We start from the raw sequence: 23,252 nt of genomic DNA, 5'->3' as shown, positions 1-23,252 counted from the left end.
CCTTATCAGGACGTTTTCCCGCTTCAATTCACAGCCCCGCTACGCTAAGATCAAAAACATGAAAATCATCCTTGCACTTCTTCTGGCATTCCCTTCGATGACCTTTGCCTCTGACAAAGTCTTCCGCCTGCACTTGGCGACAGAGCCCGGCAGCCTGGACCCGAACAAACAAAAAACTTCAGCGTCCAGCTACTTATTGGGAAATCTTTATCGCAATGTTTTCACTTTTGATGACAAGGCCGGACTGGTTCCAGACCTTGGCAGTTCATGCTCCCGCGACAAAAAACAGGTTCTGACCTGTAAACTGAAGAAGGATCTGCGATGGAGCGACAACTCGACTTTGACTGCCGAGGACTTCCTGCGCACTTACAAAAAGATTCTGGATTCAAAAACGGCGGCTCCCCGTGCGGATTTACTTTTTAAAATTAAAAATGCCCGGGACATTTACCTCGGTAAAGCCAAAATGACTTCTTTGGGGATCACGACCCCTGACGCCCTCACTTTGCGCTTTGAATTCCAGGAAGCCGATCCGGATTTCGAGTACAATCTGGCAAGCTTCCTTCTGGCACCGACCAAGAGCGATCTTTCCGCATACTCCGGTCCCTACAAACTGGCAGAATGGAAAAAAGGACAAAAGATCATTCTTCTCCCCAACAACAGCTATCACGGAGGTCATGCTTCACGCCCTCAGGTAGAGTTTCTGTTCATTGAGGAAGACACCGTGGCCCTGCAGCTTTATGAAAAGAATGAACTGCAGTTCCTGCGCCGCTTACCAACTCTGTTTATCCCCAGCCATAAGAAGCGCCCGGATTTTCATTGGATTCCGGTCACACGCCTGGATTATGTAGGGTTTGGGCCTGAGCTGAAAGATCGAGAGGATCTGCGCAGAGCCTTTATTTATTCTTTAAACTACGTGGAACTGCAGAAGATCTTTTCGTCTGAAGGGCGTCCCGGCTGTGTGGGCGTTCCGGATTCCTGGTTCCCGGAAAAAGCCCCCTGTTATGATTTTGACCTGAAGAAAGTGACAAAGGGTCTTTCCAACAGCACTTATACTTTCATGTTTTCCAGCCTTGGCGGCGAAGATCACAAGCGGGCCACGGAATGGATGCAGAATCAGTGGATAAAGAATGCGGGGCTTAAAACCCATCTTGAAGCCAAAGAGAACAAAGTTTATCTGCAGATCCTGCAGAAATCTCCACCAGCTTTGTTCCGCAAAGGAGTCTCTCCAGACCGCCCGACCTGCCTGGCCGCACTGGAAACATTTGCCCCGGAAAGCCCGGAAAATTACTTCCGCCTCAAGGACCCTGAATACGATCGCATTTTGTCCTCACTTGCACAGGCACGAAAAAGTGCTGAGCAGAAAAAATGGTGCCAAGCCGGAATGGACTTCCTGATGCAGCGGCACCTGTGGATCCCTTTGGGTGGAATTCATTTCTCGATGCTGGCAAAGCCGGAATTTACCGGCTGGAAAATCAATCAAATGAATCAGCTGGACTTGTCGAACCTGCACTAAAGACCCTATGATAAACATCTATGAATGAAGCAACTCAGTCCGTCGATATCCACAAAGACCAGATTATATTCAGCGAAGGTGATGAGGGTGACTGTGCCTATATTATCGAAAAAGGTCGGGTTCTTATTTATCTGACCAAGGACAAAGAGGAAATCCCTCTGACGATCCTGGGTGAAGGCGAAATCTTTGGTGAAATGGCTTTGATCGACAACCAGAATCGCTCTGCTTCCGTGAGGGCGCTGGAGGACGTGCGCCTGGCGATCGTCACCAAACAGCAGGTTTTAGAGCGCGTTTCCACAGCAGACAAAGTTGTCCAATTGCTGATGCGAGTCCTGCTAAAGCGTCTGCGCCGCAAAAACATGGGCGGTCCGGCACGACTGTCCGAAGTTGAAATCGACAATTCCGGAGCTGGCACCGATGGCACCCAAAGTGCCTTGGATCAGATCAAACTTGAAAATCAGATTTTCCAGGCCTTTCAGAACAGGGAGTTTGAACTGTTCTATCAGCCCATCGTAAACCTAAAGACCAAAACCATCACAGGCTGTGAAGCTCTTTTGCGCTGGAATTCCCCGCAGCACGGTTTGGTGTCGCCTAATTTGTTCATTGATATCATCGAAAATTCGTCCATGGTGATCCCGATTGGCCACTGGATCATCAATCAGGCCCTGAAGGATCTGCGCACCATTCAGGATCAGTTGCGCTTAAATAAAAAAGAGAAGATGTCTGACGATTTCATGATGAGTATTAATATCTCCGGTCGCCAGTTCACACATTCTGACTTTGTGAACAATCTGGAAGATTTACGAGAAAAGCATGATCTGCAAACTCAGAATATCAAACTTGAGATGACTGAAAGAATCATGATGGATGGAGCCATTGCCCTGGACGCCCTGAACCAGTGCCGCAGCCTGGGATATGCCATTTCCATTGATGACTTCGGGACCGGATTCTCGGGTCTGCAATACCTGACTCAGATGCCGATCAGCTTCCTGAAAATCGACCGATCGTTTGTGATGAAAATTTTAAGCGATCCAAAATCCAAAGCCGTGGTGAGTTCCATCATCCACTTGGCACACGCCATGGATATCGAGGTCATCGCTGAAGGTATCGAGCACCACGAAGAAGCTCTGGTTCTGGAAACTTTGGGGGCTCGCTATGGTCAGGGATATTTGTTCTCTAAACCTGTGGATCTGGGCCGCTTCCTGAAATTGATCTAATTCCTCTGACTTTACCAATCCAATTCCATAGATAGCCAAGCTTTGCTTGGCTATCTTTTTATTGTCTCAAACTGAGATCTTCCAGATCTGAGAATATTTCCTAAAGTCCATTAGACCTTCGCCGATAAGTCTTATGTCTTAAGACAATTAACCAGCTTAAGATTACATCTGGAGGTCACTCGATGGCTGACAAAAATTTTTCAAAACAGATTCCAAACAATGTTGTTTCTCTTGAATCCGCTCGCTGCTGCGGTGAAGGCTGCAAAAAGAAATCCGAAAAAGCAGGTTTCTGCGCTGAGCACTTTGACTGGTTTAAAGCCGGTCTGATCACCAAAGAGGGCGCCAAGGCGCCGGACTTCGACAAGAAGTACTATCACTACACGGCGGCCAAAAAAGTGGCTTAAAGCCGTTCCTATTTCGAATTCTTCCGTGAAGCCGGGTTTCCCACCCGGCTTTTTTTTATTCGACGACAGGCAACAAAACAGCCTCAGAGCTTAAAACAAGATTTAAGGGATTTGAATAAGAAAGGCGCCGAAGATCATCAGGCCGACAAAGAAGAACTTTATTCCAATAGAAAACGCTTCGCGCAAGGACATAACTTCTCATCGGCCCTCTCCTTTGCTACCATAAGTCCAGTTCAAAAAACGGGAGTCAGCACATTGAAAAAAGCCGCCCTTATCACCGGAGCCAGCAGTGGCATCGGAGCCGCCACCGCCATCGAATTTTCCAAAAACGGATACTTTGTCTATCTGATGGGACGCAATAAGGAACGCCTTCAGGACGTGGCCTTGAAATGCCGTAGCGGGGCTTCGATTGTGTCCTGCGATCTTGCCGACGAGGCCGCTTTGAACAAACGCCTGGGCGAGGTTCTGGGGGCAAAAATCCACCGCGTTGAATGCATCGTGAACAGCGCGGGAGTTTATGAGGCTCACTCCACTGAAGAAGGCAGTGATGAAATCTGGCGACGACAGTTTGAAGTGAACATGCTGGGACCTTTGCGCATTGTGCGCGCCTTCTTCCCCTACTTCAAAGAACAAGGTGGTGGCAGCATCGTGAATATTTCCTCAACGCTGGGCCTGCGCCCGCAAGGACCGACCTCCTCTTACTCGGCCGTGAAAGCGGCTTTGATCAACTGGACACAAAGTCTGGCGGCGGAGGGGGGACCGCACAAGATCCGCGCCAACTGCGTCTGCCCCGGGATCGTGGACACACCCATTCACAGCTTCCACGGCCTGCCGGTAGAAAAGAAAAACGAAGTCGTGGAAAAGATGAAATCCCTGCAGCCACTGGGCCGCATTGGCCAACCCGAAGATGTCGCCAAAGCCGCCTACTTCCTGGGATCTGATCAGTCCGCCTGGACCACCGGAGCGGTCCTTGCCGTGGATGGCGGAATCAATCTGTGATTTTAACTTTAAAAAGCCCCTTCAGCTCGGCGCACTTTTATTATCAGCCCCAATGGGATGACAAAACCAATCGTGCGGAATTTGGTCGCTGCTTCACACAATATGGGCATGGACACAATTACACTCTGGAAGTGGGCTTTAAAGTGGCGGAAACCCAGTGGGAACAGGAAAAAAGCCATTTACAGGATATTTTATCCCAACTCACCGGCCAACTGGATCATGAGCACTTGAACTTTGTGATCCCAGAGTTTAAAAACACCATCCCAACCACCGAAAATATTGCTTTGTATTTTCTGAATAAACTTAAAGAGCAGGTCAAAGTCGAAAGCCTTTCTTACCTTCGCCTTTATGAAATGGATACGATCTGGACGGAGATCCGCTTATGAGTGACGACAATAAAGTGCGCCTTTCCAAACTGATGGCTGAACGCGGGATTTGCTCACGTCGAGAGGCGGATGACTATATCTCTCGCGGTCTGGTGCGCGTGAATGGCGAAATCATCAGCCAGTTGGGAACCAAGGTGGATCCTGATGTCAGTATCACTCTGGAAGCTCAGGCTTTAAAGCAGCAAAAGCGACTGGCGACGATTCTTTTAAACAAACCTGTCGGCTATGTCTCGGCCCAGCCCGAGCCGCCTTATCAACCGGCCATCAAGCTGATCACGCCACAAAATCAGTTTGGCAATTCGAAGATGCGTTTAAAAGAAGAACATTTCAAGGGTCTGGCTGTGGCCGGGCGCCTGGATATTGATTCACAAGGGCTGCTGCTTTTCACGCAGGATGGTCGTATCGCCAAACGCATTATTGGTGAAGAGTCCAAACTGGAAAAAGAATACATCGTGCGTGTGGAAGGAAAGCTTCCACCGGATAAATTAAAACTTTTAAATTACGGCCTTTCCCTGGATGGAAAAAAACTAAAGCCCGCCAAGGTGGAATGGCTGAACGAAGATCAGCTGCGCTTTGTTCTGCAAGAGGGTAAAAAACGTCAGATTCGCCGCATGTGTGAACTGGTGGGCCTGAAAGTCACGGGCCTGAAGCGAGTGCGCATCGGCAACATCCGTTTGGGGAAACTGCCCGAGGGTCAGTGGCGCTTCCTGGAGGACGATGAAAGCCTGGATTAAATTCTTAGGGCTGCTTCTGCCGCTGTCTTTAGCCCCCTCTGCCCAACTTCAAGCCAATCAAGGAGAGGCCTTTACCGTCTCTATCGAAAACGATACGCGCCGCCTGGGAGGACCGAACTCGGACAATGGCTACACCAATGGCTTTCGTTTCTCCTACCTTTATGCGGAAGACACCGTGCCTTCCTGGGTGCCTTTTTTAACCAACTGGACACCAGAGCTTCAGGAGGAGTTTAAAAACTCCACCACCAACTTTGGTATTTCGCTTAATCAGAAAATCTACACACCAGAAGACATCAAGGAAACAAAACTGATCACAGATGACCGTCCCTATGCGGGTTGGCTTTATGTCGGCTTGACTGCGAACTATAAAACTGAAATCCGCAGTCACACCCTGGAACTGGATCTGGGGGTTGTTGGTCCGGACTCTCTGGGCGAAGAATTTCAGAATAACTTTCACGACCTTATTGACGTGGACCGCGCCTATGGCTGGAAGAACCAATTAAACACAGAACCCACGGTGCAACTTTCGTACTTTCAAAAAACCCGCTTCGTCGATTATCTGGATAAAGATGCCGGACGCATGTTTGATATCATCCCGTACATGGGGGCGTCCCTGGGAAATGTGCTGATCGCCGGCCACGTGGGTGTGATTGGCCGCCTGGGTATCAACCTGCCAAATGACTTCGGCCCCACCCGTCCCTCCGCTTCAGACGGCGACATGATTAAAGATCCCCGCGAAAGCAAAACCCAGCTCCCCTGGAGAGTTTATGGCTTTGCTGCGGCCCGAGGAAATGTCGTCGGCAGGGATATCTTTCTGGATGGAAACACCTTGGGTGGCAGCCACAGTGTCACCCGCAAAACGCTGACAGCCACAACAGAGGTCGGCTATGGTGTGCAGTATTACAACCTGAGTTTTATCTGGCGCTTTGTCACCACTTCGCCCGAGTTTGAAGAACGTGAAAACTTCCACAGCTTCGCGTCCCTCACTCTTTCCTATTATCAAGATTTAGACTGACAAGCTCTTAGGCTTTGCGAGCCAGGAAATCCAGACGTAGATCCTCGAAGTATTTGATTTCCTCTTCAGAAAACCCCGCCTTGGTGCGCAGAACACGATTGATCGGTTCGACCCGCTTCGGTAAACGCACACGCAGTGAAGCCATGCGCTCTTTGAAGTCCACCGCCGCGTCGATCTTGTTTTCCCGGCAGATTTCGCGATACCAGACGGAACCGAAATTCACATGCCCGATTTCCTCAAAGTTGATCTGCTTCACAATCTTTTGGATGGTATCTTTTCCGGCAGTTCCTTCCAGGCGGCGGATCAAAGTATCCCCCGCGTCCAGTCCGCTGCCTTCCAGATAACGATGTACAATCAGAATTCGATCCAACAAAGTGTCTTCAGAACTGACCGCCCGCCACAAAGCAGAATGCACAGGCCAATCCCCCCACTTGTACCCCAGAGCCTCAATCCCCTCCAGACACATGCGTAAATGCTGGGCTTCGCTGACCGTGACGGCGACAAGCTCCTCTTTAAAGCCTTGGGGCGCTTCCGGAAACTCCACCAGGGTACGAACCCCCAGCTCCATAGCCTGAAGTTCAATGCTGGCCAGATCGTGTAGCATACGGGCCTGTCCCTCGGGGGTCGCAAAACCCTTTTTGGGAGGGTGCTCTTTGGGGTGCAGCAACAAAACGTCGCGGGCCGGGTCCTCGGGCATATCCGTCCACGGCTGCTTCAATTTAAAAGCCGCCTCACATGCTTGTTCGATCGTATCTATTTTTTCCCAGACATCGGGGATGGAAAAACTGAACATAACCCCTTTTACATCCCGCTCCCATTCTTGCCAAATATATACTGATTTGCTGCAATATATTTCCCAAGGCGAAGAAGGAGACATATGGGTAAATCATGGAAAAACGCCGGTAAGGTTGAGAAAGCTCAACAAAAAGGCCAAATATTCACCAAACTTGCGCGCGAGATCGCAGTTGCTGCAAAAGCTGGTGGCCCTGATCCCAATGCCAATGCCCGCCTTCGCATGGCGATTGATGCCGCTAAAAAAGTTTCCTGCCCGAACGACACGATTGAACGCGCGATCAAAAAAGGTGCGGGTCTTTTGGACGATGGCAAGGTGATCGAAGAGCTGACTTATGAAGGCTACGGCCCTCATGGTGTGGGTGTTATCGTGGAATGCCAAACCGACAACAAACACAGAACAGCTCCGGACATGCGCCATGCTTTTAAATCTCACGAAGGCAACATGGGTGAAACAGGTTCCGTGGCATGGATGTTTGACCGCGTGGGTCTGATTGAAGGCACCAAAGACGGGTCCTTCGATCCAGATGAAGAGGCGATCGAAGCTGGCGCCAATGAGGTTTATGCGGACGAAGGAACTTATGAGTTCTTCACTTCCGCGGACGACCTGGACGCTGTTCGTGAAGCATTGATGAAGCGCGGTTGGAAGATCACCAAAGGTGAATTGTCCTACAAAGCCAAGAACATCACCGAACTGACGGACGAACAAAGAAAAGACGTTGAGGAGTTCCTGAACTACCTTGACGACATGGACGACACTCACCGCGTTCACGCGACAATCTAAAAAATATTTTAATTTAATACGCCTTAAGAAAGAGGAGACCATGGGTCTCCTCTTTTGCTTTAAGCCCAGTGCCAGGACACATCGTCTGGGATTTCTGCATATGTGCTATAATAAACAAAAGCTCCCGTTTCAAAAAGAGGTCCTTCAACACAAAGGAGGCCATTATGAGACACAAAGCTTTATGGCTTCTGGCCGCTTTGCTAATAATCCCGCATCTCACTGAGGGTGCGCCTTTTCAGGCCGAAACCAAAGACACGACAGGCAGCAGCTCCATCACCTTAGAAGAGCTTCAGCGAAAGCCAGCCACTTCGCAGAAAGATTCTCCTTTACTTCCCTGCGCCGGTGAGGCTGCAAGGGATAAACTGTCAGACATGGCCAGATTGCAAAGCACCGATAAAAGTTGTCCGGAAGAAGGCGCAATCAAACGTCATCCTTTGGCTCCCTCCAATGTCCCGGATCCCGGAAGACCTTTGCGCTTCCAGTAGGTGCCCAGAAAAACAAAAACCCACAGTTGGAGCTGTGGGTTTTTGTTTATTTCAGATTCTTTTTAAATTACTGCTGCAAAGCTTTTACGATGTACGAGATGTTGGTCACATCCTCACCACGGCAGCCCTCATCAGAGCAACGGTTGCTGACCGTGCATTTGTTTTCGCGGTCATAGACAAAGTCCTGCGCCCCACGAACCAGGATTCCGACAACTTCATTGGTTCTGGCATTAAAAACGGCAGAACCCGAGTTGCCACCGTAGGTGTCCAGATTGGCCTGGAAGTAAGCCCCATTCTGAGAACGCACTTTGGCGCCATCAGCAATCTTCGTTGGCAATCCGGACGGATGACCCACAACGTAGATATCATCACCGGCTTCAACAGGTGTTGTTTGTAAAGTCAAAACACGGTGACCACGCACCGGCCGATCCAAACGAACCAAAGCATAATCCTGTTCACGAGTGTATTCGCGCGCCACGATCTCTTTGCAGGAATAAACATCTTCCTCAGCCACAGACAAAGGGGCTCTTCTTTCATCAATCATGCGATAACCAAACACGAAAGCATATTTCGCACAATCCGAGCTGCTGATGCAGTGACCGGCCGTCGCGATCAGATCTTCCCCCACAAGGGAACCCGAACAGTTGGCCGCCGCCGGCTGATCAAAGAAGGGCTCTGAAGAACACAGATTCATCTGTTTTCCGTAAATTTTTGCGTGAATTTTAATTTTGCCTTCAGCGCCTGGGACCAAAGAACTTTTAGGAATCAAAGCCACCGTCGAATCCGCGATTTCACGGATGTCAGAACGTTGAACCTGGTAAACATCGACTCGATTATCTTCACCGTAAATGACTTTGGGAGTGATATTGACAAATCCAACTGAAAACGTTGCTGCAACAGCGACAGAAAGCGCCGCGACGAATGAATTCCTTTTCACGATTTCCCCTCTGAACGACCCTCATGGTCATCCACCTCTTTTAGTCTGTGTAAAAATACAGGGAAAAACAAACTATTTTTTTGTTTTTAACAAATAATCGAAGGCCGTCGCATAGAGTTTGATTTGCTTTAGCATCGAATGAAGACCGTTGGCGCGACTCGGGGATAGGTTTCCTTCAAACCCCAAAGCTTTTAAAAATTCCGGCGGCGTCGCTAAAACTTCTGCCGGCGTCACTCCGGAATAAACACTCAGAACCAGTCCGACCAAACCCTTCACGATCAAAGCGTCACTGTCCCCTTGCAGAACCATCTGCCCCTGATCGTTCAAGCTGGCAGACAGCCAGACCTGAGACTGGCACCCCTTCACCATGTTCTGCTCGATCTTCAAAGACTCGGGCATTTCCGGCAGGCTTTTTCCCAACTCGATGATTTTCTTATAACGATCCTCCCACTGAGAAAGAGCGGAGAAATCGGCAATCACTTTGTTTTGTTTTTCTTGAATGGTCATCTTTATTTATTCACTTTTCAGTTTCGGCAAAATGGTGAAAAGCTCTTCTTCCAAAGACTGCCCTTGTTCACCGATCAATTCGTGGAAAGCCTTTTTATCCAAGTTCGCCACGATCTCAAAGCTCTTTTTATAAAAGCCCTCTTGATCATCATAATACCCGTTCCAAAGCTCGCGAGACGTTTTTTCTGGCAGGACCCAGGACTTTTTTTCGGCCGCTGTGCCGTCAAAACGGTTGTGATAATCAAGTAAAGTCATAACTTGTCTTGGGGAGAAATCCAGCATCGCCAGGGCCTCTTCCAGCAGGGCCAGCTCGACATACCAGAGATAATTGCTGAACTTTTCCCAGAATTTCAAACCCATCTTACCATAAGAGCTTTTGCAGAAGAAGGTCGTGCAGACCACCCCGCGATTGCGCCAGACGTTGCAGTTTTGTGTTTGTTTATTGTAGTACGGGCACAGCCAGTCTTCGCGCTGACCGAAGTCACCCTCTTCACGGTTGTTGAACTCGACCTGGTACTTGACCGGCGCCACCATCCCGATGGGCAGGGCATATTCGCGACGGGCGATCTTATCCCGCAGAATGCGATGAGCCTCGGTCGCCGATTCATCCAAAAAGGTCGCTCCGACCAGATAGTTGGCCAAAAAAGGATGGAAGGTGCAGCACTTCAGATCCTCGCGATAGTGAATCTTGGCCTTGTTGCGCGGGCGAGCCATGGCACAGGTGTCACAGGTGGCTTTCTTCTCTTCCGGAGAAAACTGCAGGATCTCTCGCGGAAGTATGTTTTCATATATGCGGGGAAGCTGATATTTCAATAACATGTTTTATGCCTTAAGGACGGATCTTGCAGCGCTCAACCACACGCTTTTTTAGATCTTTCAAGGGCGCAAAACGAACAACATCCGCATCCCATCTCCAGACAAAGTCACGGCAGTTCACAAAGTAAGGGAATGCCACCACGCCTTCGGCTGTGTAGTTTTTTTGAATCATAATTTCCGGCATCAAAGCGTCCATCAGAAGATCCACAGACGATGTCTTCAGAATACCGGCCTTTTCCAGCTCGACAGCCACCTCAATCGGTGTCACAAAGCCGACCTGACCTGACTGCAGGCGTGTGTTCAGAATCATAAAGCTTGTGTTGGAATAAACCACGCGGATGAACTGGTGAAAGCGGATTCCTTTGTTGGCATACTCCTGGGAAATCTGCTGATAGACCTCAGCATCCTGCTCGCCGTTGTCACCCAGGAAGATGACGGTGTCAGGACGAACCCGGTTCATGATGTCTCTTAAGGAATAAAGCTTATGAACGTCGGAATCGTAATTGGTGCGATTGATGTACTGACCTTCAGGGAATCCGCCATTGACCAGGAATTTGCGGTGGGTGCGGCCCATCAGCCAGTTCGGCGCACGGGATAGATACACGATATCCAGATCGGGCTGATCCTGATCGATCAACTGATAAAGTTCACTCATGCCCAGAAAGCGGCTCTGGGAATCAAAGGCAAAACGTGCGGCCTCAGACAGATCCTTCACATGCGCAAGTTTGATGGTGTCGTCGATATCACTGACTAAAAGAGTTTTGGCCTCAGCCGAAATGCCAAGAAGAAGCAGGACAAAAGCGATCCATGTTTTCATTGTTTCAACCTCCCTCAAAGCAGGAGGTTTTATAACATATTAGGCCCTTGGCATAGGGCCTTTTCAGGAAACCCTGTATTAAACACCCTGAGCGTCGAATTTCATGACAAATCGCTCGGGCGTAGCGTCGATCTGGAAGACGCCATCGCCATCTTTGTAGGACAGGCGGCCATTTTGCGTGTGGAACTGGTCAAACAGGGCGCGGGCCTGATCACCGCGGGCATCAAAGTACGCCTTCCCAGGAGCAATGCGAGCCAGGGCGGATTGATGGATGTAGATCGAGCACTGATAATTGTTTTCACCTTTGCGGGCACAGATGAAGTTCAAAACCTTCTGTGGAGCTTCCAGCACCTTTCCCCGGCCAATCATGGAGTCTTGCTCAGGACGATTCATGGTTTCAAAAAGAATCTGCGGCGAGCTGTCATTGGAGCCATCGTACATGACCGAGGCGATATTCACGATAAACTGCATCCCGACAAACTGGCCTCGAGTCCCTGCAAAGGAGGTGGAAACCGAAAGCATCATCAAAGCAAAAAGAAGAATTCTCACAGACACGTCCTTGTTGTTGTTTTTTGAGTTCTTCTCAAAGCTTAAGCAGTGTCTAAAAGTTTATCAACCGCATTCCCCTTCATGTCACCTGTCGAAATCCTGCATACCCCTTTGAGACGCCCCATCTTGAGACTTATTTCACGTGTATTTTCAATATCTTACAGTACCAAAAACCACCCTCGCCCCGGCACCCCCTGGCCTGCTGCTTGCTCTATGTAAAAGTAACGAAACAAACCTGATTACAGGGGGACTTATGAAGACAATCATCACTATCGCAATCCTGGCTTTCTCTTGCTCTTCCTTTGCTTGGAGCAGCCGTGATGCCGCTTCTAAAGAGTACACCTTCAAATACAAGCTGGCGGGGCAAAGCCTGGAGCTTAAAAAATCCGCAGGCAGCTACGAGGAAGCCTATGAACAGGCCGCCCAACAGTGTTTCAGCTTCTACAAAGGCGCTGGCAAAGTTTCCGAAGACCGCGGCTTGGATATCATCGACGTCTGCGCGAACCCACGTTCTTAGTTACGACCAAAGACGCAGCGCTTCTGCAAAAGGCAGCTGGCGTCTTGCCGTGGCCCCGGAGGTCGCTTATATTAAACGAGCAATCTAAGGAGCGGTTTTATAATGGGAATTCTTAAATCCATCGGTCAATTTCTAGTTGGTAAAGATCCAGACATCTTTGATGAAAAGGGTCAGGTCTCTCACAAACTTCCAAAGAAAACTTGGGAGATGTGGCACAACCGCACGAAGACTCACCCTGAATACAATTGGCGTAACCACACCGGCATTACCGGTGCGGCAAAAAAGAAGAGCAACTAAACCTCTTTGCCATAAAAACAAAAAAACCCAGCCTGCGAAGCTGGGTTTTTTGTTTTTATCCCGCCATTCTTTTTGATTCTTCTCCGCGCACCAACAAATTCAACATCTCCACCAGTCGGCGCAACTCTTTGCTTTGCGCATTGAGATCCTCTGCCGCGGCTGATGTTTCTTCGGCGGCAGCTGCATTGGCCTGCGTGGCTGAATCCAATGGGTGGTGGCGGTGGATATCTGCGCCAAACCTTGTGCCTGCTCGCGCGAGGTCACCGCGATTTCTGAATTCACGGCAGCCAGCTTTTCAATCGCATCAAAGACCTGCCCCATCACTTTATGACTGCTGCTGGCCAGTCGCGCCCCCTGTCCGGTCTTTACCGCACTTTGTGAAATCAACTGGGCAATTTCGCGCGCCGAGGTGGCACTGCGCTGGGAAAGACCCCGAACCGCCTCAGCGACCACGGCAAATCCACGCCCTTGCTATCCGGCCCGAGCCGCTTCCACGGCGGCATTTAAAGCCAGAAGATTTGTCTGAAAGGCGATATCGTCGATGATTCCCACGATCTCCTGAATCTGCCGGGAGCTGACTTCGATGTCCGCGATAGATTTCAAAAGTTCCTGAAGCTGAGACGCTCCTTCCTTAGAGAATCGCATGGCCATGGCACTGAGATCCCGCGCCATTTCGGCGCGATCAGAGGTCAGCGTGACCTGACTGTTGATCTCCTCCAAAGAGGCCACTGTTTCTTCCAAGGACGCGGCTTCCTCAACTGTGGCACTGGATAGCGCCTGACTGGACTTTGACATCTCTGCAGCAGCTGCCTCGACATGCGATCCGGACTCATCCAATGTCGCCGAGAGTTCGGCAAAGTTTTTATTTAATTTGCGACTCAACAGACCCCCGAAAATCAAACTGCCCGCGGCAAAAAGACCCGCAAACAGCCACATCGTGAACAGTACTTTTTCACGCATGATTTCGGCCTCTGCGATGGATTTCATATTAGCCTCTTTGAGCACCGTCCCCATACGCAAGAGGATCTCGGTCAGCTCGTTGGCTTTTTCAACGGTCCCGGCCATTTCCTTTATCAGCACACTGTCTTCGACAGAGCCCACGCGGGACAGGATCGAACGGTAGTCCTTCTGCAAGACTCCCCACACCCGCACAAAGTCTTTCAGATTCTTTTGATTCTCAGCCACAAGACCGATGGCCTGCAGTCCCTGTATAGTCTGATCCATCTCAAGAAATCTTTTTTCCAGGGCCTGGGTTGTGACCTTTTGTTGATCTCCGGCATGAGCTGAGATTTCCTGCCACAGGAGTCTGGCAATGGCGTTGGAGTGAATCCGCGCATCCCCGATCATCTGCGTGATGGGAATTCTTTTTGCGCTCAATCCTGTGATGACCTCATCCAAATTTTGAATTCCCCTTAAGGCCACCACCGAGGTCAGAATCAAACCCGCTACGGGAACTGCTGATAACAACAACAGTCTGCCATTGAGACTTTTCAGAAACTTCATAACTCACCTCTTGTAATGTCCCATCTATCGGTGAGTCTGATTTATTACTTTTTAGAAATACACAAGGTTCATGACGGCGATCAGGCTGAGCGGAATCTATCCTGAAGAGCGCTCACGATTTGCTCAGGACTCCCTTGCGCTTTGACGACAAAGATATCATCCACCTGCCGTCCCCACGTATGCACCCGGGCTGACTTGATACTGATCCCCAGATCACTCAAGGCCCGGGCCGCAGAAGCCAACAGTCCCGACTGATCGGCCGCTTTGAAACTCACGACCCATTCTTTTTCATCCGCACTGACCAGTTGAATGGAATCAAATTTTACCATTGGAGCAGGCTTGCTTTGCATCGAACTGTTTTCAAGTATCTTGATCAAAGAGGCCACGGGCCGCGAACTGCTGACCTGGAACCAGTCATAAACCCCCACCTTCGGCAAAGTTTGAATGGACGCATGACGAATCCCCAATCCCAGGGAATAAAGCTGCCCGACATAGTCACTGAGCAGTCCCTGACGATCTTCTTTGTTGTGGAAGCGAATCCACAGATCCCCTTTTCGTGTCTTGAGCACCAGGGGTTTTAATGAAGTGTCGCTGCTTTCGGCTTTTTTCAGATCTGTGACCAGCTCTTTTAAAGAAACACTTTCAAGCAACTGCACACCCAGCTCTTCCACCACCTGAGCATCCACCTGCAACTTCTTGCTTTTCTTTAAAGCCGCAAAGTCGAAATAATTTTGCGCACGCTTTGATTGAAGACTTAACACTAAGTCCTTTAAAAGTTTGGCTTTCCATTCATTCCAAGCCTCGGGATTGGTGGCGCGAATATCAATGGCTGTAAATAAAGCCAGACGCAAAAGACGGGAACCCCCGACTCCCTTTTCACGCAGTTCTTGCCAGACCTTGGGGTCCTTTGGATCTTTACGGAAGGCCGCCTGAGAAAGCTCCAGGTGATTTTGCACCATCCACTTCACCTCAGCAGTGAAGGCTTTGCCAAATCCGTAGGTTTTAAAGTCGCGCTCCGTGAGCGTCACCCCCAGATCGGAATGATGCTCCGGGCTTTCCATGCCCTTGGCTAAATCGTGATACAAACAGGACCAACTCAAGATACGCCAGTCTTCGATCGTAAGATCTTTTGCAATAAACTTTAACGGCCCCAGACCTGAGGGCTTTTTATACACGCGCTTGACCTCGCGACAGGCCTGCATGATGTGGGAATCCGCGGTGAAGCGATGGTACTGATCGTGTTGAACATAGCCCACCAACCGTCTGATTTCAGGCACCAGTTTATCGATCAACCGCGAACGAAACACACTGACCAACAGCTCATCCGACGCTTTCACATTCAGAATCTTATCAAGCACCTGCCCCCGGGGTTTCGCCGCTGATTTGACGACGGAATCCGGCAGCAATAAATCCAGATTCTCGCGGACCTTTTTCTGAACCAAAACGCGGGAACTCTTATGTAACGCAGTTAAAAAATCCTCGAACTTTCTAAAGGTCTGACTTTCAATTTTTTTCAGATCTTTTTCCGAGGCCTCAGCAACCTCCACAATCCAGTCCGAATAGAAATGCACGCGGGACAATCCACGCTGCAAATCCCGCATAAAATCCTTATGCGACTTAAAGCCCATCCACTGAGCCATATCAAACTGTGCCGCTCCGGAAAGAACATCCCCATATCCATCCAGATGAAGCTTCTGGCGCAAACTTAGGAAATAACTTCGATAATACTGAAGCACATTCAGGGCATGACCGGGGTTGGTGAACTTTTCCGCGAACAATTCATAGATTTGCAGACCCTGCTCCAGATCGCGCAGGCCTCCTGGACCAAACTTGATATTCGGCTCCAGATAGTTGGTGATGGAATCATAGCGCTTTTCGCGGTTCTGACGCTCTTCTTTTACGGCCCGCAAAAGTCCCCGGCGGTATTGGTTTTTCTTGCTCCAAATGCGCTTTTGCTGTTCGAAAAGTTTTTGAGCCGCTTCGGGCGTCCAGGGGCGTGCTTTCAGCAGAGCCAGAATATCAAAGGCCTCGACATTCTCAGTCCAGTCCGCAGGATTGTGTGGCATGCGATAGCGCAGTTTGAGTCCTTGTTCCTGCAAGGCATCCACCAAAGAGCGCACCTTGCCCTCATCACCGCAGAACAAAACATCGATGTCAGATTTGGGGCAGAGTTCACCCCGCGCCCAGGAGCCGATAATAATAGGATGGCAGTCTTTCCACTCAGGCCGGGTTTTGAAAAGCTCTTCCAGCCGATCCCCCAACCACGAAGACAGGTTCTCGGACGAAAAACAAAACACCTGACGAACATCTCCGTCAGGTGTCATCAGCGGAGGCACCAAAACCTCCTGAGCTTGATTCCATTGTTCTGAATTCAAAAAAGACTTCTGCGCCATAAAAATATGGTAAACGAAGCCCCACCGAAAACAAACCTTAAGTTACCAATCTGATCAATGCGCCCGATCCATCTGCAGTATTCAATCGGGCTATAAAGGCTTCAGACAAGGCGGGAGGAAGGTAAGCGCGGAGGCCTACTCAATGTAGGCCGCACAAGCGTCCGCCCGACCAACGCAGGATCAAGCCTTTATAGACTGATTGGAGACTAGTTCTTTCCATTTGGCGATTTGGTTCATGGCCTCTAGCGGACTCATCTGCATCAGAGGATACTTTTCCACCTCATCCAAAAGGTTTTTCAGACTTTCAGAGATCTGAGAAGCCCCGGCAAGATCCATATCCATGGCTGGCACTTCGACTTCCGCAGACAAAGAGTCCAACAATGAAAGCTGGCTGGAGGCCTGCACCCGCTTGGACTCAATGTCTCTCAACAAACTTTTTGCGCGACGAGTGACCGTTGCTGGCAAGCCCGCCAACTCGGCCACCTGAACCCCGTAGGACTTCAGAGCCGGGCCTTTCACCAAAGTGTGCAGGAAGCGGATTTCACCGTTTCGCTCGGCCACCGTCATGTGGGCATTGGTGATCTGACCAAAACTTTGATCCAAAGAGGTCAGCTCATGATAGTGAGTGGCAAAGAACGTCAGAGCTTTCACCTCACTCAGCAAATGCTCCAATATCGATTGCGCCAGACACATTCCATCAAACGTACTGGTTCCGCGCCCCACTTCATCCAGAATCACCAAGGAATCCTTGGTGGCATTCTTTAGCATCGCGGATGTTTCAGTCATCTCGACCATGAACGTGGATAGCCCCTCGGACAACTGATCACTCGCCCCGATACGGGTGAAGATCGCATCAAAGATTGGCAATTGAGCCTCATCACAAGGAACGAAAGAACCCATTTGAGCCAAGATGGCAATCAAAGCCACCTGACGCATCAACGTGGATTTACCGGCCATATTCGGGCCCGTCAGCAGCAAGCAAGAGTGCTGGCGAAGCTCAATGTCGTTGGCCACAAAGTTTTTCTTCACAGTTTGTTCAACCACCGGATGGCGGCTGGCCTTCATTTTCAAAGACCCATCGGCAGAGAAACTTGGACGAACATACTTTTCTTCAAGACTTAACCAGGCCAGACTTGAAACCACATCCACTTCGCTGCACTCATGCGCCAATCCCAGCAAAGCCGGACACTGGGACAAGATCTCTTTGCGAAGAGCTTCGAAGAATTCAAATTCTAGGTCCGCTCGTTTCGTGTTGGCGCTGAGAACTTTTCTTTCAAGTTCAATCAGCTCTTCCGTGCAATACCGCTCGGCATTGGTCAGGGTCTGCTTGCGCTGATAGTTCGCCGGAACTTTGTCTTTGTGAGAGTTGGTGATCTCGATGTAATAACCAAAGACGTTGTTGTAGCGAATCTTCAGGCTGGAGATTCCGGTTTTTTCTTTTTCTTCCGCTTCCATGCGCGAAACCATGGCCTGCGCATTGGTGGATAGTTCAATCAACTCATCCAGCTCTGTGGATACACCATTACGGATCAAATAACCTTGTTTGGTTGTCAGTGGCGGATCTTCAACCAAAGTGCGCTCAATTTTATAAGCCAGTTCGCGCAAGGCCTCAAAATTCGCAGTCCCGCCCGTGGCGTGAACCAAAACCTCCAAAGAACTGATACCGGCATGCACGCTTCCCGCCAAAGCCAATAGATCACGGCCGTTGCACTGAGGTTGAGAGATTTTACCCAAACGGCGCTCGATATCGCCCATCTGTCCCAGAATCTGGCGCACCCGCTTTAATTCCAGAACATGACTTCGCCAGAATTCAACGTTTGTCAGACGCTGCTCGATCGCATTTTGATCGCGCAACGGGAAGCTCAACCACTGACGAAGCAAGCGGCTGCCCGCAGATGTCTGAGTGCGGTTGATGGCATGGAACAAACTGCCCAGGCCTTCGCCCTTATAAGTAGAGAAGATTTCCAAATGACGTTGTGTTGTGGCGGTCAATTCCAGACGGTGCTCAAGATCACGCAATTCAAACGGCGACAAGGTCGCCAGCGAATCGTCGCCGGACATGTTGCTGACATAAGAAACCAGACGCGCGGCAGACATGGGCGCTTCATTTTTCAGAAGCGGATGAAGAACATCAGCAATGTCTTCATGATGACTGATCAGAATTCCATCCAGACCCGTCAGCAGGGACTCATCTTCTTTGCTGATAACAATCTCCGCCACAGGAAGAATCTGCAAAAAGCGCAAAAGCTCTGCCGTTTTTTTGGAACGGAAGAAGAAAGCCTCGCCCGTCGTTGTGTCCAGGAAACTCAAAGACTCAGCATCAAGACTGGCCAGATAGTGCGGCTTGGTTCCGTCCAAGGTGTCTGAATCGTAAACCATTCCCGGCGTCAGAACGCGGGTTACACCGCGCTTAACAATTCCTTTGGCTGTTTTCGGATCTTCCAGCTGATCACAGATGGCAACTTTAAAACCGTGCGCCAAAAGCTTGTTGATGGGCCCCGCGATAGAGTGGTGCGGGACTCCGCACATCGGAGTTTCATCCTGGGATTTTTTATTTCTTTGAGTCAGCGCGATTCCCAAAACCGGTGCGGCTTTGACAGCGTCGTCAAAGAACATTTCAAAGAAATCCCCCATGCGGAAAAGAAGGATTTTATCTTGGTGGACAGACTTGATGTCCCAGAACTGTTTCATGAGCGGAGTAAGATTCGACATAGGCCAAAAAAATTAACGAAACCTCGGCCCTATTTCACCCTAAAACCTCCATTGACGCACTCCCCCAAAAAGTACCTGCTCACTTTTGCAGAAGCGCTGCTCCAAAATTCGATTTTAACCCTCTCTGAGTCAGGGATTTATTGACGTTTCTGTGCTGCCTAAGAGTTGCACAACACCGGGATATGCCTAGAAAAGGGGGACTTTCCCTTGGAAAAGGGCACCTGCATTTTCCTCTGTACCCGGACGAAATTCTTTTTGAGTCACCCGATCAAACTTTGAGATGGGTCAACGAGGCTCCCAACTCTTATGATACAGAGGTTATAGCGCAAAGCTTACGCAAGGGAGTCTTCGATGTTGCGACTGATCGGCGGACAGGACGTCCGAGAGAGTTACTCCTAAATCCATATTAAAAAAGCGCCGCGAGAAGTGTCGCGACGCTTCTGCAAAAGTGAGCAGGTACCTTTTATTCCAAGGCTTTCATTAGCTTGGTGTAGATTCCGTCGAAGCCGCCGTTGCTCATGATCAGAATCACGTCGCCCTTGTGGGCTTTGGACTTCAAGGCGGCCACAATATCATCGGCCGTATCAAAGTCAGCGGCTGTCACCTGGGACTTCTTTAAATCATCCACCAGCTCGTGACTGGAGAAACGATTTTCCTCGTCGATCTTGCTTTGATCAAAGGCTTTGGCCAGCAACACTTCATGCGACCCCTTAAAGGCTTCGACATAGTCTTTCTGGAAGACCTTACGACGAGACGTCGCACTTCTGGGTTCAAACACCGAGAACACCTTGCGCCCCGGATACTTCTTCTGAATACCCTTCACCGTCTCACGCACCGCTGTTGGATGGTGGGCGAAGTCTTCGATCACTAAAATTCCGTTCGGTTCGCCCAGAATTTCCTGACGGCGCTTGACGCCCTCGAAAGATTCCAGCGCAATTTGAATGCGGTTTTCCGAGAACCCCAGCATCTTGGACATCGCCACCACCGCCGTCGCATTCAGAACGTTGTAATCGCCCGTGATCTGCATGGCATAAGGGCCCAGGATTTCACCTTTGTGATGAACTTCAAAGCCCAGACCATTGGCATTCTGGAACATGATCTTCGCACGGAAGTCCGCCTCGGCGCCAAAACCGTAAGTGAAAGAATTTTTGCATTTCGCCAGCTTACGAAGCTCCATCACGTTGGCATCTTCAGAACAAGCCAGCAACGTGCCTTCGGCAGGAATCAGATTCATCAAGCGAGCAAAGGATTTCTTCACATCATCCAGGTCTTTATAGATATCCGCATGATCGAATTCCACCGAAGTCAGAATCACATGCTTTGGACGATAGTGAATGAATTTGGGAACCTTATCGAAGAAGGCCGTGTCGTATTCGTCCCCCTCAATAATGAAATAATTGCCTTCCGGATTTTTAAAGGACTGAGAGAAGTTTTTCGGAATTCCACCAATCAAAAAGCCCGGTTTCACTCCGGCATTTTCCGCCACCCAGGCCATCATCGAAGTCGTCGTGGTTTTCCCGTGAGTCCCCGAGATCACGACACTTTCGCGATTTTCAATGATAAATTCGCCCATGGCCTTAGGGAGTGACGTGTACGGAATACCGAGCTTCATCAGCTCCTGGGCCTCTTCATTGCTGGCGGAAATCACGTTACCCACGATCACAAAATCCGGCTTCGGGTGTAGGTTTTCGGCCTTATAACCCTTCATGATGTTGATCCCCAGATTTTCCAGTTGTGTGGACATCGGAGGATACGGATTGGAATCACTGCCGGTGATTTTAAAACCGCGGTCTTTCAAAAGACCGGCCATCGATGCCATCGCGGTTCCGCAAATGCCCATCAAGTGAATGTGACTGCCTGGTTTAATATTCATTTTAAAGTCCACTTCTTCTGTAGTTTTCAACAATCCAATTATGGATATCCGGACGAAGTTTGCCAAAGGCTTTGTTGTCGGCCCCATAAAGAACGCGATTTGAAAGGATACACACACTCAAATCCATCTTCGGATCATACCAGACCGAGGTCCCGGTAAAGCCCGTATGACCAATCGAATCCAGCGAAAAATACGTCCCGCAGCTGGCCGAACCTGGTGTCGGCATCATATACCCCATCGCCCAGTCGCCTTGTCCTTCCGGAAGCGCGCGTTTGGCAAAAAGCTGAGCCGTCTTCTGACGGATGGAATAACGGGCAATCCCCAACAAGTGTGATCGCAGGTGCAACGAGAACCAACCCACATCATCGATGCTTCCGAACAAGCCCGCATGGGTAGAAACACCCCCCAGGGCCCAGGCATTCAAATCATGGACTTCACCCTGCACCAGTTTACGCCGCACCGGACATTCCTCAGTCGGAGCATACAAGGAAAGTTTGTTGGTCACTTGATTGTCCGGATGGAACTCCAGCGTCGTTCCAAGATAGAATTTATTTTTAATGTCCGTCCAGACATCATCCAGGGACTTATCATAGATTTTTTCAATGATATAACCCAGCACCAGGAAACCTACATCCGAATAAATGGCCGTTTCCTGTTTTTCAATTTTCAAACCCTGCAGGATCGACTGCAGTTGTTCGCGGCGCTTTTCCCGCGAAAGCGACGTGTTGATTTCCTGATACAGCGGAAGCCACCATGGCAAACCTGAACTGTGAGTCAGAAGCTCGGTGATTTTCGTATCTTTATGTTGAAACCACGGCAAGAGATCGCTGACTTTGGTTTCAAAATTCCATTTGCCGCTTTCAAATGCCTGCAACATCGCCTGCGTGGTAAAAATCACCTTGGTCAGGCTGGCCAGATCGTAATAGGCATAGGTGTTACCCACGGCCACATCACAGATAATACGTCCTCCCTGATAGGCTCTTACCATCACTCCCGGAGTCGTATCACGGATGCGCTCTTCCAACTGCGAGATCAGATTTCTTTCCAAAACAGAATATTTCATTACGGACGTCCTCCGGTTTCAATCTGTAACAAGACCCGACCACTATTGACGGTCAATTCACAGGATGTGTTAAAAGGAACGGGTCGCTGCACTGGGGCATGTCCCGCCTCAAGGCCCTTGAAAAGAGGAATCTCCAGATCCTCGGCCCAACGTTTAAAGACTTTATTCGTTTTATCCTCGCCAGTTCCCCCGGGTTCTTCGCCACCGAAGAAGTCCCCCAGAATCAGCCCCTGGCATTTTTTAAAGATTCCCGCCTGACGGAACTGCTCAAACATACGATCCACGCGGTAACCACGCTCGCCGATGTCCTCGACAAAAAGAAGCTTCTTGTCGGCATTAATCTGCCATGGTGTTCCCAAAGTGGACTGCAACACCGTCAGATTCCCCCCGGTGATACGGGATTTGATCGTTTTAGCTTCGCGTGCCGCCTGATTCAGGGGCTTAAGTTTCTTAAACTCAATTTTTTTGGTTTTTCCAAAAAGCACATCATGAATTTCTTTTTCATGTTTGGCAGACACCAGGTTGCGCCCCAAACGATCCAAAAGTGGCGCATGCAACGTGGACCAGCCCCATTCCTGAGTCACAAATGTGTGTAAAGAGGAAATATCACTGATCCCAATTAACAACTTGGGAGTCTTTGGTTTTTTGAGCTTCGCCAGATAGGGTAACAAACGATTGCTGCCATAACCGCCCCGCAAACACCAGATCACCTGGGAATCCCTGGACTCAATCGCAGCCTTCAGAAAACTCCAGCGCACCTCATCTTCATGCGCATGCAGAAAATGCGGCTTGATGATGCCTTTGGGAATTCGCGGCTGAAGCTTCCACTTTAACAAAAAATCCCGGGCACCTTCGACCTCATGAGGCTTTGACGGATAGCCCGGAGCGACCACATCAATGACATCATTTTCATTTAAAAACTTCCAACTGCCTGTCATC

22 protein-coding genes and 1 pseudogene are annotated in these 23,252 nt (G+C 49.7%); 11 read left to right on the top strand and 12 right to left on the bottom strand.

Features of this window, described 5'->3' with window-relative positions; translation table 11 throughout:
• The first annotated feature begins 58 nt into the window (after nt 1–58).
• From ACZ5ZV_RS09430 to ACZ5ZV_RS09400, 7 genes are all read left to right on the top strand, one after another.
• Nucleotides 59–1,513, top strand: coding sequence for a peptide ABC transporter substrate-binding protein (locus ACZ5ZV_RS09430; RefSeq protein WP_464121176.1), 1,455 nt, complete (start codon nt 59–61; stop codon nt 1,511–1,513).
• A gap of 20 nt (nt 1,514–1,533) precedes the next feature.
• A complete protein-coding gene (locus ACZ5ZV_RS09425; RefSeq protein WP_464121174.1) occupies nt 1,534–2,730 on the top strand; it encodes an EAL domain-containing protein in 1,197 nt (398 codons plus the stop codon).
• A gap of 182 nt (nt 2,731–2,912) precedes the next feature.
• Nucleotides 2,913–3,134 (top strand): hypothetical protein, encoded by a 222-nt coding sequence (locus ACZ5ZV_RS09420; RefSeq protein WP_464121172.1) that lies wholly within the window; start codon nt 2,913–2,915, stop codon nt 3,132–3,134.
• A 111-nt stretch (nt 3,135–3,245) separates the two neighbouring features.
• Entirely contained in the window at nt 3,246–4,133 is an 888-nt protein-coding gene (locus tag ACZ5ZV_RS09415) for an SDR family NAD(P)-dependent oxidoreductase (RefSeq protein WP_464121170.1), read from the top strand.
• The gene (locus tag ACZ5ZV_RS09410) at nt 4,130–4,519 is read left to right on the top strand and encodes a 6-carboxytetrahydropterin synthase (protein ID WP_464121168.1); all 390 of its coding nucleotides are present in this window, start codon (nt 4,130–4,132) and stop codon (nt 4,517–4,519) included. Before ACZ5ZV_RS09415 ends, ACZ5ZV_RS09410 begins: the two co-directional genes overlap by 4 nt.
• Nucleotides 4,516–5,253 (top strand): pseudouridine synthase, encoded by a 738-nt coding sequence (locus ACZ5ZV_RS09405; RefSeq protein ID WP_464121166.1) that lies wholly within the window; start codon nt 4,516–4,518, stop codon nt 5,251–5,253. Before ACZ5ZV_RS09410 ends, ACZ5ZV_RS09405 begins: the two co-directional genes overlap by 4 nt.
• Nucleotides 5,237–6,268, top strand: a complete 1,032-nt coding sequence (locus ACZ5ZV_RS09400; RefSeq protein WP_464121164.1) for a lipid A deacylase LpxR family protein — start codon at nt 5,237–5,239, stop codon at nt 6,266–6,268. The genes ACZ5ZV_RS09405 and ACZ5ZV_RS09400 overlap by 17 nt, the downstream gene beginning before the upstream one ends.
• A 7-nt stretch (nt 6,269–6,275) precedes the next feature.
• Here the strand turns inward: ACZ5ZV_RS09400 and ACZ5ZV_RS09395 are convergent, their stop codons facing one another.
• Entirely contained in the window at nt 6,276–7,061 is a 786-nt protein-coding gene (locus tag ACZ5ZV_RS09395) for a DUF455 family protein (protein WP_464121162.1), read from the bottom strand.
• Nucleotides 7,062–7,145: 84 nt separating this feature from the next.
• Between ACZ5ZV_RS09395 and ACZ5ZV_RS09390 the strand changes: the two genes are divergently transcribed.
• The gene (locus ACZ5ZV_RS09390) at nt 7,146–7,844 is read left to right on the top strand and encodes a YebC/PmpR family DNA-binding transcriptional regulator (RefSeq protein ID WP_464121160.1); all 699 of its coding nucleotides are present in this window, start codon (nt 7,146–7,148) and stop codon (nt 7,842–7,844) included.
• 164 nt (nt 7,845–8,008) lie between these two features.
• Nucleotides 8,009–8,329, top strand: a complete 321-nt coding sequence (locus tag ACZ5ZV_RS09385; RefSeq protein ID WP_464121158.1) for a hypothetical protein — start codon at nt 8,009–8,011, stop codon at nt 8,327–8,329.
• 67 nt (nt 8,330–8,396) lie between these two features.
• On the opposite strand, the gene ACZ5ZV_RS09380 is transcribed toward ACZ5ZV_RS09385, so the two are convergent.
• The 5 genes from ACZ5ZV_RS09380 to ACZ5ZV_RS09360 form a co-directional block, all read right to left on the bottom strand.
• The gene (locus ACZ5ZV_RS09380; RefSeq protein WP_464121157.1) at nt 8,397–9,266 is read right to left on the bottom strand and encodes a trypsin-like serine peptidase; all 870 of its coding nucleotides are present in this window, start codon (nt 9,264–9,266) and stop codon (nt 8,397–8,399) included.
• Nucleotides 9,267–9,338: 72 nt separating this feature from the next.
• Nucleotides 9,339–9,773 (bottom strand): SufE family protein, encoded by a 435-nt coding sequence (locus ACZ5ZV_RS09375; RefSeq protein ID WP_464121156.1) that lies wholly within the window; start codon nt 9,771–9,773, stop codon nt 9,339–9,341.
• A gap of 6 nt (nt 9,774–9,779) precedes the next feature.
• A complete protein-coding gene (locus tag ACZ5ZV_RS09370) occupies nt 9,780–10,592 on the bottom strand; it encodes a hypothetical protein (RefSeq protein WP_464121155.1) in 813 nt (270 codons plus the stop codon).
• 10 nt (nt 10,593–10,602) lie between these two features.
• Nucleotides 10,603–11,406 (bottom strand): phosphatase domain-containing protein, encoded by an 804-nt coding sequence (locus ACZ5ZV_RS09365; protein ID WP_464121154.1) that lies wholly within the window; start codon nt 11,404–11,406, stop codon nt 10,603–10,605.
• A gap of 78 nt (nt 11,407–11,484) precedes the next feature.
• Nucleotides 11,485–11,955, bottom strand: a complete 471-nt coding sequence (locus ACZ5ZV_RS09360) for a hypothetical protein (protein ID WP_464121153.1) — start codon at nt 11,953–11,955, stop codon at nt 11,485–11,487.
• A gap of 253 nt (nt 11,956–12,208) precedes the next feature.
• On the opposite strand from ACZ5ZV_RS09360, the gene ACZ5ZV_RS09355 reads away from it, so the two are divergent.
• On the top strand, nt 12,209–12,472 hold the full coding sequence (locus ACZ5ZV_RS09355; protein WP_464121152.1) for a hypothetical protein: 264 nt from the start codon (nt 12,209–12,211) through the stop codon (nt 12,470–12,472).
• A gap of 102 nt (nt 12,473–12,574) precedes the next feature.
• Nucleotides 12,575–12,769: a hypothetical protein gene (locus ACZ5ZV_RS09350; protein ID WP_464121151.1), complete on the top strand. Its 195-nt coding sequence runs from the start codon at nt 12,575–12,577 to the stop codon at nt 12,767–12,769.
• A gap of 99 nt (nt 12,770–12,868) precedes the next feature.
• Here ACZ5ZV_RS09350 and ACZ5ZV_RS09345 read toward each other — a convergent pair.
• The 6 genes and pseudogenes from ACZ5ZV_RS09345 to ACZ5ZV_RS09320 all read right to left on the bottom strand — a co-directional run bounded on the left by ACZ5ZV_RS09345 (nt 12,869) and on the right by ACZ5ZV_RS09320 (nt 23,251).
• Nucleotides 12,869–13,993, bottom strand: a pseudogene (locus ACZ5ZV_RS09345) (methyl-accepting chemotaxis protein).
• 359 nt (nt 13,994–14,352) lie between these two features.
• On the bottom strand, nt 14,353–16,647 hold the full coding sequence (locus ACZ5ZV_RS09340) for a [protein-PII] uridylyltransferase family protein (RefSeq protein ID WP_464121150.1): 2,295 nt from the start codon (nt 16,645–16,647) through the stop codon (nt 14,353–14,355).
• A 198-nt stretch (nt 16,648–16,845) separates the two neighbouring features.
• Nucleotides 16,846–19,356 (bottom strand): DNA mismatch repair protein MutS, encoded by a 2,511-nt coding sequence (gene mutS / locus ACZ5ZV_RS09335; RefSeq protein WP_464121149.1) that lies wholly within the window; start codon nt 19,354–19,356, stop codon nt 16,846–16,848.
• A 484-nt stretch (nt 19,357–19,840) separates the two neighbouring features.
• Nucleotides 19,841–21,250 (bottom strand): UDP-N-acetylmuramate:L-alanyl-gamma-D-glutamyl-meso-diaminopimelate ligase, encoded by a 1,410-nt coding sequence (mpl, locus tag ACZ5ZV_RS09330; protein WP_464121148.1) that lies wholly within the window; start codon nt 21,248–21,250, stop codon nt 19,841–19,843.
• Between the two features lies 1 nt (nt 21,251).
• Nucleotides 21,252–22,313 (bottom strand): serine hydrolase domain-containing protein, encoded by a 1,062-nt coding sequence (locus ACZ5ZV_RS09325; RefSeq protein ID WP_464121147.1) that lies wholly within the window; start codon nt 22,311–22,313, stop codon nt 21,252–21,254.
• Nucleotides 22,313–23,251, bottom strand: coding sequence for a S66 peptidase family protein (locus ACZ5ZV_RS09320; RefSeq protein WP_464121146.1), 939 nt, complete (start codon nt 23,249–23,251; stop codon nt 22,313–22,315). The genes ACZ5ZV_RS09325 and ACZ5ZV_RS09320 overlap by 1 nt, the downstream gene beginning before the upstream one ends.
• Nucleotide 23,252: the final 1 nt, after the last annotated feature.

The sequence above is a fragment of the Bdellovibrio sp. HAGR004 genome (genome assembly GCF_055397015.1).
Note: the sequence above shows the minus strand (reverse complement) of the source record. Positions and strands in the feature narration are given on the sequence as shown.

Bases quoted from the DNA above. Each gene is read 5' to 3' on its own strand.
- ACZ5ZV_RS09350 (WP_464121151.1), top strand. From the start codon at position 12,575: ATGGGAATTCTTAAATCCATCGGTCAATTTCTAGTTGGTAAAGATCCA.
- ACZ5ZV_RS09385 (WP_464121158.1), top strand. From the start codon at position 8,009: ATGAGACACAAAGCTTTATGGCTTCTGGCCGCTTTGCTAATAATCCCG.
- ACZ5ZV_RS09375 (WP_464121156.1), bottom strand. From the start codon at position 9,773: ATGACCATTCAAGAAAAACAAAACAAAGTGATTGCCGATTTCTCCGCT.
- ACZ5ZV_RS09430 (WP_464121176.1), top strand. From the start codon at position 59: ATGAAAATCATCCTTGCACTTCTTCTGGCATTCCCTTCGATGACCTTT.
- ACZ5ZV_RS09405 (WP_464121166.1), top strand. From the start codon at position 4,516: ATGAGTGACGACAATAAAGTGCGCCTTTCCAAACTGATGGCTGAACGC.
- ACZ5ZV_RS09365 (WP_464121154.1), bottom strand. From the start codon at position 11,406: ATGAAAACATGGATCGCTTTTGTCCTGCTTCTTCTTGGCATTTCGGCT.
- ACZ5ZV_RS09370 (WP_464121155.1), bottom strand. From the start codon at position 10,592: ATGTTATTGAAATATCAGCTTCCCCGCATATATGAAAACATACTTCCG.
- ACZ5ZV_RS09320 (WP_464121146.1), bottom strand. From the start codon at position 23,251: ATGACAGGCAGTTGGAAGTTTTTAAATGAAAATGATGTCATTGATGTG.
- ACZ5ZV_RS09420 (WP_464121172.1), top strand. From the start codon at position 2,913: ATGGCTGACAAAAATTTTTCAAAACAGATTCCAAACAATGTTGTTTCT.
- mpl (WP_464121148.1), bottom strand. From the start codon at position 21,250: ATGAATATTAAACCAGGCAGTCACATTCACTTGATGGGCATTTGCGGA.
- ACZ5ZV_RS09355 (WP_464121152.1), top strand. From the start codon at position 12,209: ATGAAGACAATCATCACTATCGCAATCCTGGCTTTCTCTTGCTCTTCC.
- ACZ5ZV_RS09395 (WP_464121162.1), bottom strand. From the start codon at position 7,061: ATGTTCAGTTTTTCCATCCCCGATGTCTGGGAAAAAATAGATACGATC.
- ACZ5ZV_RS09400 (WP_464121164.1), top strand. From the start codon at position 5,237: ATGAAAGCCTGGATTAAATTCTTAGGGCTGCTTCTGCCGCTGTCTTTA.
- ACZ5ZV_RS09390 (WP_464121160.1), top strand. From the start codon at position 7,146: ATGGGTAAATCATGGAAAAACGCCGGTAAGGTTGAGAAAGCTCAACAA.
- ACZ5ZV_RS09425 (WP_464121174.1), top strand. From the start codon at position 1,534: ATGAATGAAGCAACTCAGTCCGTCGATATCCACAAAGACCAGATTATA.
- mutS (WP_464121149.1), bottom strand. From the start codon at position 19,356: ATGAAACAGTTCTGGGACATCAAGTCTGTCCACCAAGATAAAATCCTT.
- ACZ5ZV_RS09325 (WP_464121147.1), bottom strand. From the start codon at position 22,313: ATGAAATATTCTGTTTTGGAAAGAAATCTGATCTCGCAGTTGGAAGAG.